The 17,642-nt window shown below is 61.6% G+C and carries 17 protein-coding genes; 12 read left to right on the plus strand and 5 right to left on the minus strand.

Annotation, left to right across the window (positions count from 1 at the left end; translation table 11 throughout):
- The first annotated feature begins 6 nt into the window (after window positions 1-6).
- Complete coding sequence (gene nuoN / locus ACOI7D_RS07565) at window positions 7-1,464, plus strand: NADH-quinone oxidoreductase subunit NuoN (RefSeq protein ID WP_004201737.1); 1,458 nt, start codon at window positions 7-9, stop codon at window positions 1,462-1,464.
- Window positions 1,465-1,520: 56 nt separating this feature from the next.
- Here the strand turns inward: nuoN and rnz are convergent, their stop codons facing one another.
- On the minus strand, window positions 1,521-2,441 hold the full coding sequence (rnz, locus tag ACOI7D_RS07570) for a ribonuclease Z (protein ID WP_048336242.1): 921 nt from the start codon (window positions 2,439-2,441) through the stop codon (window positions 1,521-1,523).
- 57 nt (window positions 2,442-2,498) lie between these two features.
- Here rnz and ACOI7D_RS07575 point away from each other — a divergent pair, with 57 nt between their 5' ends.
- The 7 genes from ACOI7D_RS07575 to menE all read left to right on the plus strand — a co-directional run bounded on the left by ACOI7D_RS07575 (window position 2,499) and on the right by menE (window position 10,088).
- Window positions 2,499-2,960, plus strand: a complete 462-nt coding sequence (locus ACOI7D_RS07575; RefSeq protein WP_048336241.1) for a GNAT family N-acetyltransferase — start codon at window positions 2,499-2,501, stop codon at window positions 2,958-2,960.
- A gap of 135 nt (window positions 2,961-3,095) precedes the next feature.
- Window positions 3,096-4,385: an isochorismate synthase MenF gene (gene menF / locus ACOI7D_RS07580; RefSeq protein ID WP_109547087.1), complete on the plus strand. Its 1,290-nt coding sequence runs from the start codon at window positions 3,096-3,098 to the stop codon at window positions 4,383-4,385.
- Between the two features lie 82 nt (window positions 4,386-4,467).
- A complete protein-coding gene (gene menD, locus ACOI7D_RS07585; protein WP_109547088.1) occupies window positions 4,468-6,138 on the plus strand; it encodes a 2-succinyl-5-enolpyruvyl-6-hydroxy-3-cyclohexene-1-carboxylic-acid synthase in 1,671 nt (556 codons plus the stop codon).
- Entirely contained in the window at window positions 6,135-6,893 is a 759-nt protein-coding gene (menH, locus tag ACOI7D_RS07590) for a 2-succinyl-6-hydroxy-2,4-cyclohexadiene-1-carboxylate synthase (protein ID WP_109547089.1), read from the plus strand. Before menD ends, menH begins: the two co-directional genes overlap by 4 nt.
- A 14-nt stretch (window positions 6,894-6,907) precedes the next feature.
- A complete protein-coding gene (gene menB, locus ACOI7D_RS07595) occupies window positions 6,908-7,765 on the plus strand; it encodes a 1,4-dihydroxy-2-naphthoyl-CoA synthase (RefSeq protein WP_004201730.1) in 858 nt (285 codons plus the stop codon).
- Entirely contained in the window at window positions 7,765-8,730 is a 966-nt protein-coding gene (gene menC / locus ACOI7D_RS07600; protein ID WP_109547090.1) for an o-succinylbenzoate synthase, read from the plus strand. Before menB ends, menC begins: the two co-directional genes overlap by 1 nt.
- Window positions 8,727-10,088 carry an o-succinylbenzoate--CoA ligase gene (gene menE, locus ACOI7D_RS07605; protein ID WP_064155535.1) on the plus strand — a complete coding sequence of 454 codons (1,362 nt, stop codon included), beginning with the start codon at window positions 8,727-8,729 and terminating at the stop codon, window positions 10,086-10,088. Before menC ends, menE begins: the two co-directional genes overlap by 4 nt.
- Here the strand turns inward: menE and ACOI7D_RS07610 are convergent.
- From ACOI7D_RS07610 to ACOI7D_RS07620, 3 genes are read right to left on the minus strand one after another with little or no spacing between them, the layout of a single operon-like run.
- On the minus strand, window positions 10,085-11,602 hold the full coding sequence (locus ACOI7D_RS07610; protein WP_023290502.1) for a tripartite tricarboxylate transporter permease: 1,518 nt from the start codon (window positions 11,600-11,602) through the stop codon (window positions 10,085-10,087). The two genes, menE and ACOI7D_RS07610, sit on opposite strands and share 4 nt — an antisense overlap.
- A gap of 11 nt (window positions 11,603-11,613) precedes the next feature.
- Entirely contained in the window at window positions 11,614-12,045 is a 432-nt protein-coding gene (locus tag ACOI7D_RS07615; RefSeq protein WP_060590073.1) for a tripartite tricarboxylate transporter TctB family protein, read from the minus strand.
- Window positions 12,046-12,060: 15 nt separating this feature from the next.
- Window positions 12,061-13,041: a Bug family tripartite tricarboxylate transporter substrate binding protein gene (locus ACOI7D_RS07620; RefSeq protein WP_023290500.1), complete on the minus strand. Its 981-nt coding sequence runs from the start codon at window positions 13,039-13,041 to the stop codon at window positions 12,061-12,063.
- Window positions 13,042-13,174: 133 nt separating this feature from the next.
- On the opposite strand from ACOI7D_RS07620, the gene tctD reads away from it, so the two are divergent.
- Window positions 13,175-13,852 carry a transcriptional regulator TctD gene (gene tctD / locus ACOI7D_RS07625; protein WP_032453566.1) on the plus strand — a complete coding sequence of 226 codons (678 nt, stop codon included), beginning with the start codon at window positions 13,175-13,177 and terminating at the stop codon, window positions 13,850-13,852.
- Entirely contained in the window at window positions 13,839-15,245 is a 1,407-nt protein-coding gene (locus ACOI7D_RS07630; protein ID WP_109547091.1) for a sensor histidine kinase, read from the plus strand. The genes tctD and ACOI7D_RS07630 overlap by 14 nt, the downstream gene beginning before the upstream one ends.
- Here ACOI7D_RS07630 and nudI read toward each other — a convergent pair.
- The gene (gene nudI / locus ACOI7D_RS07635) at window positions 15,237-15,662 is read right to left on the minus strand and encodes a nucleoside triphosphatase NudI (protein WP_044524255.1); all 426 of its coding nucleotides are present in this window, start codon (window positions 15,660-15,662) and stop codon (window positions 15,237-15,239) included. The two genes, ACOI7D_RS07630 and nudI, sit on opposite strands and share 9 nt — an antisense overlap.
- 138 nt (window positions 15,663-15,800) lie before the next feature.
- Here nudI and ACOI7D_RS07640 point away from each other — a divergent pair, with 138 nt between their 5' ends.
- Both ACOI7D_RS07640 and ACOI7D_RS07645 read left to right on the plus strand, forming a co-directional pair.
- Complete coding sequence (locus ACOI7D_RS07640; protein WP_023290496.1) at window positions 15,801-16,718, plus strand: Rpn family recombination-promoting nuclease/putative transposase; 918 nt, start codon at window positions 15,801-15,803, stop codon at window positions 16,716-16,718.
- A 283-nt stretch (window positions 16,719-17,001) separates the two neighbouring features.
- Window positions 17,002-17,544: a YfaZ family outer membrane protein gene (locus ACOI7D_RS07645; protein ID WP_004201712.1), complete on the plus strand. Its 543-nt coding sequence runs from the start codon at window positions 17,002-17,004 to the stop codon at window positions 17,542-17,544.
- The last annotated feature ends 98 nt before the right edge of the window (window positions 17,545-17,642 follow it).

The following is a 17,642-nucleotide window of genomic DNA, read 5'->3' on the forward strand; positions in this document are numbered from 1 at the left end:
TTCGCCATGACAATAACTCCACAACAACTGATCGCACTGCTACCGCTGCTGATCGTCGGCTTGACGGTGGTGGTTGTGATGCTCTCCATTGCGTGGCGACGCAATCATTTTCTCAATGCCACGCTGTCGGTTCTCGGGCTTAACGCCGCGCTGGTCTCGCTCTGGTTCGTCGGCCAGAACGGGGCGATGGACGTCACGCCGCTGATCCGCGTTGACGGCTACGCCATGCTCTATACCGGGCTGGTGCTGCTGGCGAGCCTCGCGACCTGTACTTTCGCCTACCCGTGGCTTGAGGGTTACAAGGACAACAAAGAAGAGTTCTACCTGCTGGTGTTGATTGCCGCCCTGGGCGGCATTCTGCTGGCCGGTGCGAATCATCTGGCGGCGCTGTTCCTCGGCATCGAGTTGATCTCCTTGCCGCTGTTCGGCCTGGTCGGCTACGCCTTCCGCCAGAAGCGTTCGCTGGAAGCGAGCATCAAATACACCATCCTCTCCGCGGCAGCCTCCTCTTTCCTGCTGTTCGGTATGGCGCTGGTGTATGCGAACTCCGGCAACCTGTCCTTCCTTGCGCTGGGCAAGAGCCTGGCGGACAACACCCTGCACGAGCCGCTGCTGCTGGCGGGGCTCGGCCTGATGATCGTCGGTCTTGGCTTTAAGCTGTCGCTGGTGCCGTTCCACCTGTGGACGCCGGACGTTTACCAGGGGGCGCCTGCGCCGGTCTCCACCTTCCTGGCGACCGCCAGCAAGATTGCTATCTTCGGCGTGGTGATGCGTCTGTTCCTGTACATGCCGGTGGGCAACAGCGAAGCGGTGCGCGTGGTGTTGGGGCTGATCGCCTTCGCCTCTATCATCTTCGGTAACCTGATGGCGCTGAGCCAGACCAATATCAAACGTCTGCTCGGTTACTCTTCTATCTCCCACCTCGGCTATCTGCTGGTGGCGCTGATCGCCCTGCAAAGCGGCGAAATGTCGATGGAAGCCGTTGGCGTCTACCTGGCCGGCTACCTGTTCAGCAGCCTCGGCGCGTTCGGCGTGGTCAGCCTGATGTCCAGCCCATACCGTGGCCCGGACGCGGACTCGCTGTTCTCCTACCGCGGTCTGTTCTGGCACCGTCCGATCCTGTCGGCGGTGATGACGGTGATGATGCTCTCCCTGGCCGGTATCCCAATGACTCTCGGCTTTATCGGTAAGTTCTACGTGCTGGCCGTCGGTGTTCACGCCCATCTGTGGTGGCTGGTTGCCGCGGTGGTTGTCGGCTCGGCGATCGGTCTCTACTACTACCTGCGCGTGGCGGTGAGTTTGTACCTGAGCGCGCCGGAGCAGCTGAACCGTGATGCGCCGTCGAACTGGCAGTACAGCGCGGGCGGTATCGTGGTGCTGATCTCTGCCCTGCTGGTGCTGGTGCTCGGTATCTGGCCGCAGCCGCTGATTAGCATCGTGCAGCTGGCGACGCCGCTGATGTAAGTTGATTGCCTCAATAAAAAAACCGCCGGAATGGCGGTTTTTTTATGCCCGGAATGTTACGCCACCCTGTAGACCATAAAGTCTTCCGCCAGCAGGGTGTCCGGGAAAATCTCCCGGCATTCCGCCAGCATCCGCAGGCAGCCTTCGGCATCGTAGCGTGAGCTAAAGTGGGTGGCGATTAGCGTGCCGACCCCCGCTTCTTTGGCAAGCGCTGCGGTCTGCTGGCTGGAAGAGTGGCCGCGGCTATTGGCTTTCTCCGCCATCGCCTGCTCCAGCGTGGTTTCGTGCACCATCACATCCGCCCCGCGCGCCATTTCCAGCGCCTGCGGGCAGGGGGCGGTATCGCCGAAGATGGCCAGCGTTTTACCCGGCGTAGCGGGCCCCAGGTAGCGGCTGCCGTCGATCGTCCGGCCATCCGCCAGCGTGACCTGTTCACCGCGCTTAAGCCGGTGAAACAGCGGTCCGGGGGGCACGCCGTCGGCAATCAGCTGGGCGGCGTCGAGGGCGCCGGGCTTGTCATGCTGCTCAATGCGATACCCGTAGCACTCCACCGGATGGCTGAGCGGGAACGCGGTGACCCGATAGCCCTCTTCGTCGAACACCTGACCGGGGCCGACTTCGACGATGGTCAGGGGATAGTCGGTCCACGAACCGCTGAGGCGCAGCGCGGTGTCAATGAATTCCTTTATTCCTTTTGGTCCGTAGACCGTCAGCGGCAGCGAATTCCCCTGCATCGAGCGGCTGCACAGCAGGCCGGGCAGGCCGAACAGATGGTCGCCGTGCAGATGGGTAATAAAGATCTTATTCAGTTTGCCTGGATGATGGGGCGTATGCAGAAATTGATGCTGGGTCCCTTCGCCGCAGTCAAACAACCACATTTCGGCGCGGGTTGGCTGTTGCAAATTGAGTATTATCGACGTCATATTACGCGTGCGGGTCGGCACCCCGGCGGATGTCCCCAAAAAAGTTAATTCCATCGTCCAGTGTCCTCAGGGCGAGTCGCAAAGTATCAGTATATCAATAAGGAGCAGCAGATGATGACCTGGCAGGATCTCCATCATAGTGAACTGACCGTTGCCCAGCTGTATGCGCTGCTGAAGCTGCGCAGCGAAGTCTTTGTCGTGGAGCAGCAGTGCGCCTATCAGGATGTCGACGGCGATGATTTGGTCGGGGAAAATCGCCATCTGCTCGGCTGGCGCGATGGCGAACTGGTGGCCTATGCGCGGATCCTTAAAAGCGAAGAGACGTACGATCCGGTGGTGATTGGCCGGGTTATCGTCAGCCCCGCCGCGCGCGGCGAAAAGCTCGGCCATCAGCTGATGGCGCAGGCGCTGGCCAGCTGTCAGCGGCACTGGCCGCAAAAGGCGATTTACCTCGGGGCGCAGGCGCATCTGCAAGCCTTTTACGCCCACTTCGGTTTTACGCCAGTGACTGAGGTCTATGATGAGGACGGCATTCCGCACATCGGCATGGCGCGGGAAAGCCGCGCTCTCTGACCCCTGAACACTCGCGTCCCAACCTTGTTCCGGGCCGGCGAGCGGGGGAGTTAAAACCCGCTCCCTCGTCATGGGTACTGCTATTCCGCCGTTGAACCCCTTATAATGTGGGGTTTTACTACCGTGGAGGTTTGCGTGCTGTCTGTTTCCACTGCGCTGGCCCGTATACGTGACGGCCTGAGTGAGCCCTTTCCTGACTCACCCGGCACGCGAATTATCGATATTGCCTTTCCGCTGAATGATGCCTTCGATCCGCTGCTATGGTGCGGCCAGCAGCCGCAGTGGCCGCAGTTCTACTGGCAGCAGCGCAATGGCGACGAGGAGCTAGCGGCGCTGGGGGCGGTAAAAAGCTTTCCCTCGCTCGACGCCGCAAACCGCTTTTTACACCAGGCCGGGCGGCAGGATCTGCGCATCTGCGGCCTGAATGCGTTTGCCCCGCAGCAGGGCCGGCTGGTGCTGCCGCGTCTGGAGTGGCGTCGGTGCGGCGGCAGGGCCGTGATGCGGCTGGTGCTGCACAGCGACCTCTCCCTGCGCGACGATGCCGTGACGGCGGGTGATTTTCTCGCCAGTCTGACCACCGCCCAGGCGACCCCTGGCGGCGTGCCGCCGCTGCTGAGCGAGCGCCACTCCTCCGATTATCCCCAGTGGCAGGCAATGATAGACCAGGCGACGCAGGCCATCGCCGCCGGCGACATGGATAAAGTGGTGTTGGCGCGGGCAACCGACCTGCAGTTTGCCGCCCCGCTGGATGCCGTGAGCATCATGGCCGCCAGCCGCAGCCGCAATCTTAACTGTTTTCATTTCCTGATGGCATTCAATGCCCGGCAGGCGTTTTTCGGCTCCACGCCGGAGCGGCTGTGGCGCCGGCGCGGCGCGCTGCTGCGCACCGAAGCGCTGGCGGGCACCGTCGCTAATCATCAGGATGACGCGAAGGCGCAGCAGCTGGCCGACTGGTTGATGAAAGACGACAAAAATCAGCGGGAAAACATGCTGGTGGTGGAGGATATCTGCCAGCGCCTGCAGAGTGAGGCCTCGACGCTGGACGTTCTGCCGCCGCAGGTGGTGAGGCTGCGCAAAGTGCAGCATCTCCGACGCTGCATCTGGACCGAGCTGGCGGAGCCTGACGACAGCCGCTGTCTGCTGCAGCTCCAGCCCACCGCCGCGGTGGCCGGCCTGCCGCGGCGGGCGGCGCTGGCATTCATTCAGCGCCATGAACCTTTTTCCCGTGAATGGTACGCCGGCTCCGCCGGATATCTGTCGCTGGCGCAAAGCGAGTTTTGCGTGGCGCTGCGTTCGGCGAAAGTGGACAACGACACTCTGCGACTGTATGCCGGGGCGGGGATCGTCAGCGGCTCCGATGCGCAGGAGGAGTGGCAGGAGATTGACAACAAAGCGGCCGGGCTGCGCTCGCTGCTGTGTCCATAAGACGGGAATGACGATGCATATCAAAACGCCGTCACTTTGCCTTATCTATACTTAGCATCAATATTTGATACCGGACAATTTCATGTCAGTAAGCGCATTTAACCGACGCTGGGCGGCGGTGATCCTGGAAGCTTTAACGCGCCACGGCGTGCAGCATATCTGCATTGCGCCGGGCTCGCGCTCGACACCCTTAACCCTGGCGGCGGCGGAAAACCGCGCCTTTATCCATCATACCCATTTTGACGAACGCGGCCTTGGCCACCTGGCGCTCGGTCTGGCGAAAGCCAGTCGCCAGCCGGTGGCGGTTATTGTGACCTCCGGGACCGCCACCGCGAACCTATATCCGGCGCTGATTGAGGCGGGGCTTACCGGGGAAAAGCTGATTCTCCTGACCGCCGACCGTCCGCCGGAGCTGATCGACTGCGGCGCCAATCAGGCGATTCGTCAGCCGGGGATGTTCGCCTCCCATCCATCGCAGACGATTTCTCTGCCGCGTCCCTCGCAGGATATTTCCGCCCGCTGGCTGGTCTCGACCCTCGACCAGGCCTTGGGCGAGTTGCACGCCGGCGGGGTGCATATCAACTGCCCGTTCGCCGAACCGCTGTATGGCGATATGGATGATACCGGCGTGGAGTGGCAGCAGCAGCTCGGCAACTGGTGGCAGAGCGATAAACCCTGGTTACGTCAGGCGCTGCAGATGGAAAGTGAGAAACAGCGCGACTGGTTCTTCTGGCGGCAAAAGCGCGGCGTGGTCGTGGCGGGCAGAATGAGCGCCGCCGAAGGGAAAAAAGTGGCCGAGTGGGCGCAAACCCTCGGCTGGCCGCTGATCGGCGATATCCTGTCACAGACCGGGCAGCCGCTGCCGTGCGCTGACCTGTGGCTGGGCAACGGCAAAGCGGTGAGCGAGCTGGCGCAGGCGCAGATCGTGGTTCAGCTCGGCAGCAGCCTGACCGGCAAGCGGGTCCTGCAGTGGCAGGCCACCTGCGAGCCTGATGAATACTGGCTGGTGGATAATCTGCCCGGCCGTCTCGATCCGGCGCAGCACCGCGGCCGTCGTCTGCTCGCCAGCATTGACCGCTGGCTTGAGCTTCACCCGGCGGAGAAACGCCAGCCGTGGGCGACGGCTATTCCTGAACTGGCCCGACAGGCGTGGGAGGCGGCGGTCGCCAGCAACGAACCCTTTGGCGAAGCGCAGCTGGCGCAGCGAATTCGGCGCTATCTGCCGGAACAGGGGCAACTGTTTGTCGGCAACAGCCTGGTGGTGCGCCTGATCGACGCCCTGGCGCAGCTGCCGGCTGGCTACCCGGTTTATAGCAACCGCGGCGCCAGCGGCATTGATGGCTTGATCGCCACCGCCGCCGGCGTCCAGCGCGCCAGCGCCCGGCCAACCCTGGCTATCGTCGGCGATCTTTCGGCGCTGTACGATCTCAACTCACTGGCCCTGCTGCGCCAGGCGTCGGCGCCGCTGGTGCTGATCGTGGTGAACAACAACGGCGGGCAGATTTTCTCCATGCTGCCGACGCCGCAGGACGAGCGGCGCCAGTTCTACTTAATGCCGCAGGACGTTGATTTCAGCCACGCGGCGGCGATGTTCGGCCTGGCCTATCATCGCCCGGCTGACTGGCAGGCGCTGGATGAGGCGCTGGCCGGCGCCTGGCGCAGGGCAGGGGCGACGATGATTGAGCTGGCGGTCAATGAGACCGACGGCACGCAGACCCTCCAGCAGCTGCTGGCGCAGGTAAGTCGCCTGTGACCCTCAGCGCTGCTGTCGAACATGGCCAGCCGGGTTATCCCTGGCTGGTCTTTCTGCACGGTTTTTCCGGCGACCGCCATGAGTGGCGGGAAGTAGGCGACGCGTTTCGCGCCTGGCCGCGGCTGTATCTCGATCTGCCGGGCCACGGCGGCTCGGCGGATATCGCGGTGCAGGACTTTGCCGGGGTCAATATTCTGCTGCAGGCTACGCTTAATAGTTACAACATACTTAACTACTGGCTGATCGGTTACTCGCTGGGGGGCCGGGTGGCGATGAACTTCGCCTGCCAGCCGCGCGCGGGCCTGTGCGGCCTCGTCGTTGAGGGCGGCCATCCGGGGCTGCAGGATGCCGAAGCGCGGCAGGCGCGGCGCAGCAACGACAGCGCCTGGGCGGAACGTTTTCGCCATGAGCCGTTGGCGAAGGTCTTTGCCGACTGGTATCAGCAGCCGGTCTTCGCTTCACTGGATGCCGGGCAGCGCGCGGCGCTGGTCGCCTTACGCAGCCGGAACAACGGCGCGACGCTGGCCGAGATGCTGCAGGCGACCTCCCTTGCCGGGCAGGCCGATCTGCGCGCGTCCCTGCAGGCGCGCGATTTCCCCTTTCATTACCTGTGCGGCGAGCGCGACGCGAAGTTTCGCGCCATCGCGCAGGCGCTCGCGGCGGATCTCCATCTTATTCACCATGCCGGACACAACGCGCACCGGGACAACCCGGCGGCGGTGATTGCCTGTCTGGCGCAGATTCTGGCAAGTTAACTGAAGGACATTCTATGATCTCTCTTGATGAAGCAATGCTCTATGCCCCTGTTGAATGGCACGATTGTTCCGAAGGCTATACCGATATTCGCTATCACAAATCGGCCGACGGCATTGCCAAAATCACAATCAATCGCCCGCAGGTGCGCAACGCCTTCCGCCCGCTGACCGTCAAAGAGATGATCCAGGCGCTGGCGGATGCCCGTTATGACGACAATATCGGGGTGATTGTCCTGACCGGGGAAGGTGAGAAAGCCTTTTGCGCCGGCGGCGATCAGAAAGTCCGCGGCGATTACGGCGGCTATCAGGACGACTCCGGCGTGCATCATCTCAACGTACTCGACTTTCAGCGCCAGATCCGCACCTGCCCGAAGCCGGTGGTAGCGATGGTGGCCGGCTACTCTATCGGCGGCGGCCACGTGCTGCACATGATGTGCGATCTGACCATCGCGGCGGAAAACGCCATCTTCGGTCAGACCGGGCCGAAAGTCGGCTCCTTCGACGGCGGCTGGGGCGCCTCCTATATGGCGCGCATCGTCGGGCAGAAAAAAGCGCGCGAAATCTGGTTCCTCTGCCGTCAGTATGACGCGCAGCAGGCGCTGGACATGGGGCTGGTGAACACCGTGGTGCCGCTGGCGGATCTGGAAAAAGAGACGGTGCGCTGGTGTCGTGAAATGCTGCAGAACAGCCCAATGGCGCTGCGCTGCCTGAAAGCGGCGCTGAACGCCGACTGCGACGGCCAGGCCGGTCTGCAGGAGCTGGCGGGCAACGCCACCATGCTGTTCTACATGACGGAAGAGGGACAGGAAGGCCGCAATGCCTTCAACCAGAAACGTCAGCCGGACTTCAGCAAATTTAAACGGAATCCCTAATGCGCGTTTCGCAGGTTTACCGCTGGCAGATACCGATGGACGCGGGCGTGGTGCTGCGAGAACGGCGGTTAAAAACCCGCGACGGGCTGTTCATCCACCTGCGGGAGGGTGAGCAGGAGGGCTGGGGGGAAATTTCTCCCCTGCCGGGATTCAGCGCAGAGACCCTGGCGGAGGCGGAGGCGGCGCTCCTGCCCTGGGCTCAGGCCTGGCGCGACGGCGCGGAGCCGGCGCTTCCTGCGCTGCCCTCTGTCGCCTTTGGCATCAGCTGCGCGCAGGCGGAGCTCAGCGGCGAGCTGCCGCAGGCCGCGGATTATCGCGCGGCGCCGCTCTGCTCCGGCGATCCGGATGAGCTGTTCGCCAGACTGGCGGCGATGCCCGGCGAGAAAGTCGCTAAGGTGAAAGTGGGGCTCTGGGAGGCGGTCCGCGACGGCATGGTGGTTAATCTGCTGCTGGAAGCCATCCCCGACCTGCAGTTGCGTCTGGATGCCAACCGGGCCTGGACGCCGCTGAAAGCGCAGCAGTTTGCGAAATATGTCGAGCCGGCGTATCGCCAGCGCATTGCCTTTCTTGAGGAACCTTGTAAAACGCGGGAGGACTCGCGGGCCTTTAGTCGCGAAACCGGGATCGCTATCGCCTGGGATGAAAGCCTGCGCGAGGCGGATTTTCGCTTCGTCGCCGAGCCGGGCGTGCGCGCGGTGGTGATCAAGCCGACGCTAACCGGCAGTTTACACCGGGTTCAGCAGCAGGTCGCCGCGGCCCATGCGCTGGGGCTGAGCGCGGTGATCAGCTCGTCGATCGAGTCCAGCCTCGGGTTAACCCAGCTGGCGCGGGTTGCCGCCTGGCTGACGCCGCAGACCATCCCCGGACTGGACACCCTGTCGCTGATGGGCGCCCAGCTGGTGCGGGCGTGGCCGGAAAGCCCCCTGCCGATGCTCAGCATCGATACGCTGGAGCCGCTGCTGTGACCTTTCGCGACTGGCCCTGGCGGCACTGGCGCCAGCGGCGCGGAGAGGCGCAGGCGCTGCGCCTGAATGACCAGCCGCTGACCTGGCGCGACCTGTGCGCCCGCGTTGACGCCCTGGCGGCCGGGTTTGCCGCGCAGGGCGTAACCGAAGGTCACGGGGTGGCGCTGCAGGCTTTTAACCAGCCGTCGACGCTGCTGGCCTGGCTGGCGCTGCTGCAGTGCGGCGCGCGGGTGCTGCCGCTGAATCCGCAGCTGCCGACGGCGTTGCTGCAGGAACTGCTGCCAGCGTTGACCGTCCAGCATCAGCTGGTGCTTAACGGCGATGCGCTGCCGGGGGATTTACCGGCGTTAACCCTGCAGGCGACAACGGGAACCCATGCTGTGCCGTGGCGTGGGGATCGTTTCGCCTCAATGACGCTGACCTCGGGGTCGACCGGTTTGCCGAAGGCGGCGGTGCATCATGCCAGCGCCCATCTGGCCAGCGCCGCCGGCGTGCTGGCGCTGATGCCGTTTGCCGCAGAAGATGACTGGCTGCTGTCGCTGCCGCTGTTTCATGTCTCCGGCCAGGGGATTATGTGGCGCTGGCTGCTGGCCGGCGCGCGGCTGACGGTGCGCGATAAACAGCCGCTGGCGCAGATGCTGCAGGGCTGTACCCATGCTTCGCTGGTGCCGACTCAGCTGTGGCGCCTGCTGAATGACGATGCTGCGCTTTCCCTCAAGGCGGTGCTGCTCGGCGGCGCGGCGATCCCGGTCGAATTGACCGAGCGGGCGCGGGGGCAGGGGGTACGCACCTACTGCGGCTATGGCCTGACCGAATTCGCTTCCACCGTCTGCGCTAAAGAGGCCGACGGCGCGGCGGATGTGGGCGCGGCGTTGCCGGGGCGGGAGATGAAAATCGTTGCCGGCGAGGTCTGGCTGCGGGCGGCGAGCATGGCCGCGGGCTACTGGCGCGACGGTCAATTGTTGCCATTGACCAACGACGAAGGGTGGTTTGCCACCCGCGATCGCGGCGAGATCATCGATGGACGGCTTACTCTCCTCGGGCGCCTGGATAATCTCTTTTTCAGCGGTGGAGAAGGGATCCAGCCGGAGGAGGTGGAACGGATCATCGGGGCGCATCCGCAGATACAGCAGGCGTTTGTCGTGCCGCTGGACGATGCGGAATATGGCCAGCGTCCGGTAGCGGTGGTGGAATGCGATGACGGCTGCGAAATGAGCGTGCTGGCGGCATGGAGCGCGGAACGGCTGGCGCGTTTCCAGCAGCCGGTGCGTTGGCTGCGGCTGCCGGAAACGTTAAAGAACGGTGGGATTAAGATCTCGCGCCGGGCGCTGCGCGAATGGGTCAATTCGCCGGCTTAGCCGATATTGGCTTCGGCGCGACGCTGGCGCTGTTTACGCCGCAGACGCAGCAGCGGCGGCACCACCAGCACGGCGATAGCCAGCACCAGCAGCGTTTTGGTCACCCCGCTTTGCCACAGGATCGCCAGATTGCCGTTGCTGATCGACAGCGCGCGACGCAGGTTCTGCTCCAGCATCTCCCCCAGCACGAAGCCAAGGATCAGCGGCGACATCGGGAAGTGCATTTTGCGCATGATGTAGCCGAGCACCCCGAGCCCCACCATCAGCAGCAGGTCAAAAGTGGTGCTGTGTACCGCGTAGACGCCGACGGCGGAGACCGCGGCGATGGCCGGGACCAGAAACCACAGCGGAATGGTCAGCATACGGGTGAACAGGCCGATCAGCGGAATGTTCATAATAAGCAGCATCACGTTGGCGATCAGCAGGGCGGCAATCAGCCCCCAGACGATATCCGGCTGCTCGGTGAACATTGCCGGGCCGGGGGTGATGTTATACAGCGTCAGCGCGCCCATCATCACCGCGGTGGTGCCGGACCCCGGCACGCCGAGCGTCAGCATGGGAATAAAGGAACCGCAGGCGGAGGCGTTATTGGCCGCTTCCGGCGCCGCCACGCCGCGAATATCGCCCTTGCCGAAGTTATCGCTGTTACCGCTGAGTTTTTTCTCCGTCATGTAGGTAATGGCGCTGGCGATGGTCGCCCCGGCGCCGGGCAGAATGCCGACGAAGAAACCCACCACCGAAGAGCGCAGGGTCGCGCCGACGCACTGCGCGGCCTCTTTGGTGTTAAACAGCATCCGTCCGGTTTTCCGCACCAGCGTTTGTCCGCCGCTGGTGCTCTCCAGCATCAACAGGATCTCTGAAACCGAGAACAGGCCGATCACCACCACAATAAACTGTACGCCGTCCGAGAGATGGACGCTGTCGAAGGTGAAGCGGTAAACCCCGGTATTGGCGTCCACCCCTACCGTCGCCAGACCCAGGCCGATTAACGCCGCGAGGAACGACTTCAGCGGGTTCTGCGCCATCATGCTGCCAAGACAGGCGATGGCGAAGACCATCAGCGCGAAGTACTCCGCCGGACCGAACGCCAGCGACCACTGGGCGAGCAGCGGCGCGAACAAAATAATACCGCCGATGGCGATCATTGAGCCAAAGAAGGAACTGACGGCGGAAATCGACAGCGCAACGCCGCCGCGACCCTGCTGGGCCATCGGATAGCCGTCGAGGGCGGTCATAATGGCGGCGGCATCGCCGGGCACGTTCAACAGAATTGATGAAATACGCCCGCCGTATTCGCAACCGATATAAACCGTCGCCAGCAGGATCAGCGCCGACTCCGCGGGTAAATGCAGGGCGAAAGCCAGCGGCAGCAGAATCGCCACGCCGTTGATAGGCCCCAGCCCCGGCAGGAGGCCGACGATAGTCCCGACAAAGCAGCCGATCAGGGCGATCAGCAGGTTCTCCGGCGTCATGGCGACGGCGAAGCCCTGCGAGAGATAGATCCAGGTATCCATAAACGCCTCCGTTAATTAAACCAGATGCCAAGGGGCAGGGTGACATCGAGCAGGGTGTCGAAGGCGTACCATAACGACACGCCCATCGCGACGCCGGCAATGCCCGCCGCCGGCAGCGTCGCGCCGAACAGCAGACCAATGATCGCCGTCAGCAGCGCGGTGGCCAGCGGAAAACCGAGCCATTCAAACCCCCAGGCGTAGACCACCAGCACCAAGACCATGGTCAGCAGACGCTGCAGCACATGCCGTCCCGGCCACTCGACGGCGTCCGGGCGACGTAGCAACATTAACGCGGAGCACAGCAGCATCAGGCCGATGATCCCGAGCGGGAAGGGACGCGGGCCGACGGGTTCATAGGCGTATTCGCTGTGGATCTGCCAGGCGATAAACAGACCGCCAATACATAACAACAGCCACACTCCGGCAAAAATACGATCGCTCATTAGCGCCTCCGCGGATTATTTTGCCAGGCCAAAGGCTTTCGCCTGTTCGCGATAGTCGTTGACCTGCTGCTTAACGTAGGTATCGAGTTCCTTGCCGTTCATGTTGAATTCAAACAGGCCGCGCAGTTCACGTTGCTTTTTGAACGCTTCGGTTTGCTGCAGTTTAGTGAATTCATCGACCCACCACTGGTACTCGGCGTCGCTGACTTTTGGGCCCATAAAGAAGCCGCGAATAATCGGCCAGACCAGGTCGTAGCCCTGCTCTTTAGCGGTAGGGACATCGGCGAGCGCGCCCGGCAGTCGTTCACTGGAGAAGACCGCCAGCACGCGGATTTTATTGCCCTGCAGATAGGGCACCATCTCGCTGAGATCGCCGGAGACCGCCTGCACATGGTTACCGAGCAGCGCGGTCACCGGCTCGCCGCCGCCCTCAAAGGCGACGTAGCGCATTTTATGCGGGTCGACGTTGGCTTTTTGCGCCAGCAGCGCCGCTTTCATCCAGTCCTGGCTGCCGATGGAGGCCCCGGCGCCAATCACGATGCTGGAGGGGTTTTTCTCCATCGCGGTCATAAACGACTTCAGATCTTTCCATGGCGAATCGGCGCGCACGGCGATCATGCCGTAGTCGGTGCCGACGCTCGCCAGCCAGCGCACGTCATCGACGCTGTAACGGCCGAATTTACCCTGCGACAGGTTCAGCAGCGAGCCGCCGGAGAAGGCGACGACGGTCCCCGGCTCTGCCGGGCGCTGGGCGACAATGGCGTTGTAGGCTACCGCGCCCACGCCGCCGGGCATATAGGTGACGCGCATCGGTTTCTCGATAGCGCCGGTTTCCATCAGGCTCACCTGAATCAGCTTACAGGTCAGGTCAAAGCCGCCGCCGGGTTTAGCGGGCGCGATACACTCGGTGCGGGACGGGGCCTCTGCGGCGAAGGCGGATGTGGTGCAAAGGCACAGCGCGATGGCGCTCAGATGGCGGAAAAATGGCGTTTTCATAGGCTTCCTCAGCAGGTACAGGGCAGGTTTTTTTGATTATGTGAACCGACATATGGCGATTCGGTTGCATGATTGTTAAAACAGTTACCTTTCATTTCCCTTTCAATGCAGCAGCAACGTTACAGGATGTGATATGCGTCTCTTATTAGCCGAGGATAATCGTGAGCTGGCTCACTGGCTGGAAAAAGCGCTGGTGCAGGGCGGTTTTGCCGTAGATTGCGTCGCTGACGGGCGTGCGGCCGACCATCTGCTGCAAAGTGAGCAATATGCGCTGGCGGTGCTGGATATCGGTATGCCGGGGTTCGATGGCCTTGAAGTGGTGCAGCGGCTGCGCAAGCGCGGGCAGACCCTGCCGGTGCTGTTGCTGACCGCCCGCAGCGCGGTAGCGGACCGGGTGAAGGGCTTAAATGCCGGCGCGGATGACTATTTACCCAAGCCCTTTGAGCTGGAAGAGCTCGACGCCCGCCTGCGGGCGCTGCTCCGGCGCAGCGAAGGGCAGGTGCATGAGGTGCAGCAGCTTGGCGAGCTGGCGTATTGTGACGAAGGCTATTTTTTACTCCGCGGCCAGATGTTGTCTCTGACGCCGCGCGAGCTGGCGCTATTGAAGGTGCTGATGTTTCGCCGCACTCGCCCGGTTTCCCGTCAGCAGCTGTTCGAACAGGTGTTCAGCCTCAGCGATGACGTCAGTCCGGAAAGCATCGAACTCTACATTCACCGTCTGCGCAAGAAACTTCAGGCGAGCAATGTGCGTATAACCACCCTGCGCGGTTTAGGCTATCTGCTTGAGTGCGAGCGCCATGAGATGGAGTAAGCCGCAATCGCTCTATGCCCAACTGTTGCTGTTTCTCGGCCTGCCGCTGGTCCTGCTGTGGGGACTCTCCGCGTTTAACAGCTACGTCAGCGCGCTGCAGGCGGCGACGCAAGCCTACGATCGTACCCTGCTGTCGTCGGCGCGGACGGTGGCCGAGCAGCTGGTGGTTCGCGGAGGGCAACTGGAGGTGAATGTGCCCTGGGTGGTGCTGGACAGCTTCGAGCTCAATATGAACGATCGTCTCTATTACAAGGTGCTCGACCCGCAGGGGAAGGTCATTTCCGGCTATGACGATCTGCCCGCGATGCCGCCCTCCACCTCGCGAACTCAGCTCTATCCGGCGCTGGCGTGGTTTTATCATACCGAATATCGCGGTCAGGCAATCCGCGTGGCGCGCCTGCTGCAGCCCATCAACGAAGGCGGCATCGTTGGCATGGCGGAGATATATATTGCCGAAACGCTGCAGTCCCGCCGCTGGCTGGCCGGACAATTACTCTTCTCATCCTGGGTGTCGCAGGGGTTACTGGTCCTGTTGACGCTGGTGCTGGCAGCCTGGCTGCTGCGCCGCGTGCTGCGGCCCATGCGTCAGCTCTCCGCGCTGATGGTGCGCCGTGAACCCGGTCTGCTGACGCCGCTGCCGGAGCTGCTGCCCTGGTCGGAAACGCGGCTGCTGATTGTCGCGTTCAACCGCTATATCGACCGCCTGCGGGTGATGATCTCCCGCCAGGAGCGCTTCAGCGCCGATGCGTCCCATCAGCTGAAAACACCGCTGGCGGTGCTGAAAACGCAGGCTTCGGTAGCCCTGGCCAGCGACGATCCGCAACTGTGGCGCGAAAGTCTGCAGGCGATGCGCGCCACGCTGGACGATACGGTCTTGTTAACGGAGCGGTTGCTGCAGCTGGCGACGGTAAAACAGCGGGAGCAGGCGTTTGCGGTGATTAACTTGCCGGAGATTGTGTGCAACAGCTGCTTTTCACGTATCGCGCAAGCGCGGAGCAAACATATCGATCTTGGCTACGAGGGCGAGCAGTCGGCGGTATATGTGGCAGGCGATAGCGTTCTGCTGGGGGAGCTGTGCGCTAACCTGCTCGACAATGCCATTCGCTATACCCCGGAATATGGAACGGTCACGCTTAGCCTGCATCGCGACGGCGACGCCGTGTTGCTCAGCGTGGAAGACAGCGGTCCGGGAATTGACGACCAGCAGGTACACCAGGCGCTGATGCCGTTTCGCCGCCTCAATAACGCGGGCGCGATTCCCGGCGCCGGGCTGGGCCTGGCGCTGGTTAACGATATCGCACGTTTGCATCGTAGCCACCTGCAGCTTTTGCGCAGCGAAAGCCTGGGCGGACTGAAGGCGACGCTGCGCCTGCTGACCGTGGCGTCAGAGTAGCCCCTTCATGCTCAGGGTGAGGCGGGTGGCGGCATTGAGATCGTAGTTTTTAAGCTCATCCGCTTTCACCCAGGCGTAATCGTCAAACTCCTCGTTGATCGTTACGTCGCGATTGGCGCTAACGCAGTCGAAGATCAGATAGATCATATAGATCGTTTCCTGGCGCCCGTCGGGATAGGTTTTCACGCGGGTATCGTCGCGGAAGCTCCATGGCGTGATACGGGTCAACTGCAGTTTTTCGCCAAGCTCCTCGCGGACTTCGCGTCGCAGCGCCTCTTCAATACTTTCCCCCGGCTCCACGCCGCCGCCGGACAAGGCCCATTGTCCGGGAAAAACGCCGCGGTCAGCAGCCATCTTGCACAACAGGTAATGGCCATCATTTTGGATTAGCGGGCAAACAATCGTCCTTTGACGCATGATTTTTCTCCTTCGCAGTAAGTCGGGCCGGGTATCGAGGAAACAGTTTGCGAGGCGCCTCGGCAAACCGCAAGGGAAATACGGCGCTGGCTTTACAGAGTGATAAGTTAAGCGAAAATTATCGTATGGAGAGCCACCATGGAAAGGACCACCCATTCCCCACATGACGCCGTGTTTAAACACCTCCTGTCGCATCGGGCGACGGCGCGGGATTTTCTGGACATTCACCTTCCTGAACATTTGCGAGAATTATGCAATCTGCAAACGCTGCAGTTGGAGTCCGGAAGTTTTATCGATGAAGACCTGCGCGCCAGCCATTCCGATATTCTTTACTCGCTGCAAACCCAGGCGGGGGACGGATATATCTATCTGCTTATCGAACATCAAAGCTCTGCGGACCGTCATATGGCATTTCGCCTGATGCGTTATGCGATAGCAGCGATGCAGCGCCATTTGGATAAAGGACATACGCAACTGCCATTGGTGATCCCGCTGCTTTTTTATCATGGGCAAGTCTCGCCCTGGCCGTATCCCATGTGCTGGCTGGAAGGATTTGCTCATCCGCAAACCGCGCGGCAAGTATACAATCAGGATTTTCACTTAATCGATATCACGGTGCTTCCTGACGATACAATAATGCAGCACCGACGGGTCGCGATGCTTGAGTTGCTGCAAAAGCATATCCGGCAACGCGATATGATGGAACTGCAGGAGCAACTAGCCAGCCTGTTGGCGCTGGGATACACTAGCCGCAGACAGCTCAGGACGCTGCTTCACTATTTATTACAGGCAGGAAATGCCGCCGATCCGGTCGCCTTTTTACGTAATCTTGCGCAAAATGTCCCCAGACGGCTGCATAAGGAGACGCTAATGAACATTGCCCAGTTTCTGGAACAACGCGGCCATCAGCAGGGCCTGCAGCAAGGTCTTGAACAGGGAGAACAATTGGCTGCGCAACGTATTGCCAAGGCGATGCTGGAAAACGGGCTTGATCTGGCGCTGGTGGCGAAGCTGACGGGGCTTGCGCCGGAGCGCCTGGCCCTGCTCGCCCATTAATTTTTCTGCTTCCTTCAAACAGCCTGCGCAATGGCGATTGCGCAGGTAAATATAGATTTATTCAATCAATACAACCTAATTAAATATAATTCTACTGAATATGAATGCGGTGAAATTTACATTCTTTCGCAAATGCGCGGCGGTATTGCTGTAAAAAGACGCAACTGGTTACACTCTTGTGAAAAATCATTTCGTCAGGTCATTGATTCCTGACGAGTGCGCAGTAGAATTTTCAGGTTTTTTCGGGACTTCTTTGATTTTAATTTTCTGGATAGAGTAAATAATGAAAAAAAGCATTTTTATGGCGCTGGCTGGCGTCATGCTGGTCTCTTCGGCGGCCCATGCGATCAGCGTTACCGGCGAAGCAGGCGAGCATTACACCAACCTTGGGGTCGGCTTCGGCACCGAGTCCACCGGTCTGGCTGTTTCGGGTAACTGGCTGCACAGCGATAACGATGGCGACGCCGCGGGTTTAGGCCTGGGCCTGAATATTCCGCTGGGGCCGTTCCTGGCGACCGTGGGCGGTAAAGGGGTATACACCAACCCGAAACAGGGTGATGAAGGTTATGCGGCCGCGGTCGGCGGCGGCCTGCAGTGGAAAATCGGCGACAGCTTCCGTCTGTATGGCGACTACTATTACTCTCCAGATTCCCTCTCCAGCGGCATTGACAGCTATCAGGAAGCCAACGTCGGCGCCAGCTGGACCATTATGCGTCCGCTCAGCATCCAGGCAGGCTATCGCTATCTGAACCTGGCGGGCAAAGATGGCAACCGCGATAACACCATCGCCGACGGCCCGTACATCGGCGCCAGCGCCAGCTTCTAATCTCCTCCGGCGCGGTCTCTTCTTGCCGCGCCAGATTTTCCTCCTCGTCAGCCTCCCGCTTTGCGTTATAGTATTTGCCACCTGGCAGGCAAGGAGTG

It is taken from the genome of Klebsiella sp. C360 (genome assembly GCF_048822415.1).
Taxonomy (GTDB): domain Bacteria; phylum Pseudomonadota; class Gammaproteobacteria; order Enterobacterales; family Enterobacteriaceae; genus Klebsiella; species Klebsiella quasipneumoniae.

What these genes read in the sequence shown, in the direction of transcription:
- nuoN (WP_004201737.1), top strand. Translation starts at nt 7, where the DNA reads ATGACAATAACTCCACAACAACTGATCGCACTGCTACCGCTGCTGATC.
- rnz (WP_048336242.1), bottom strand. Translation starts at nt 2,441, where the DNA reads ATGGAATTAACTTTTTTGGGGACATCCGCCGGGGTGCCGACCCGCACG.
- ACOI7D_RS07575 (WP_048336241.1), top strand. Translation starts at nt 2,499, where the DNA reads ATGATGACCTGGCAGGATCTCCATCATAGTGAACTGACCGTTGCCCAG.
- menD (WP_109547088.1), top strand. Translation starts at nt 4,468, where the DNA reads ATGTCAGTAAGCGCATTTAACCGACGCTGGGCGGCGGTGATCCTGGAA.
- menB (WP_004201730.1), top strand. Translation starts at nt 6,908, where the DNA reads ATGATCTCTCTTGATGAAGCAATGCTCTATGCCCCTGTTGAATGGCAC.
- menC (WP_109547090.1), top strand. Translation starts at nt 7,765, where the DNA reads ATGCGCGTTTCGCAGGTTTACCGCTGGCAGATACCGATGGACGCGGGC.
- ACOI7D_RS07610 (WP_023290502.1), bottom strand. Translation starts at nt 11,602, where the DNA reads ATGGATACCTGGATCTATCTCTCGCAGGGCTTCGCCGTCGCCATGACG.
- ACOI7D_RS07615 (WP_060590073.1), bottom strand. Translation starts at nt 12,045, where the DNA reads ATGAGCGATCGTATTTTTGCCGGAGTGTGGCTGTTGTTATGTATTGGC.
- ACOI7D_RS07620 (WP_023290500.1), bottom strand. Translation starts at nt 13,041, where the DNA reads ATGAAAACGCCATTTTTCCGCCATCTGAGCGCCATCGCGCTGTGCCTT.
- tctD (WP_032453566.1), top strand. Translation starts at nt 13,175, where the DNA reads ATGCGTCTCTTATTAGCCGAGGATAATCGTGAGCTGGCTCACTGGCTG.
- ACOI7D_RS07630 (WP_109547091.1), top strand. Translation starts at nt 13,839, where the DNA reads ATGAGATGGAGTAAGCCGCAATCGCTCTATGCCCAACTGTTGCTGTTT.
- nudI (WP_044524255.1), bottom strand. Translation starts at nt 15,662, where the DNA reads ATGCGTCAAAGGACGATTGTTTGCCCGCTAATCCAAAATGATGGCCAT.
- ACOI7D_RS07640 (WP_023290496.1), top strand. Translation starts at nt 15,801, where the DNA reads ATGGAAAGGACCACCCATTCCCCACATGACGCCGTGTTTAAACACCTC.
- ACOI7D_RS07645 (WP_004201712.1), top strand. Translation starts at nt 17,002, where the DNA reads ATGAAAAAAAGCATTTTTATGGCGCTGGCTGGCGTCATGCTGGTCTCT.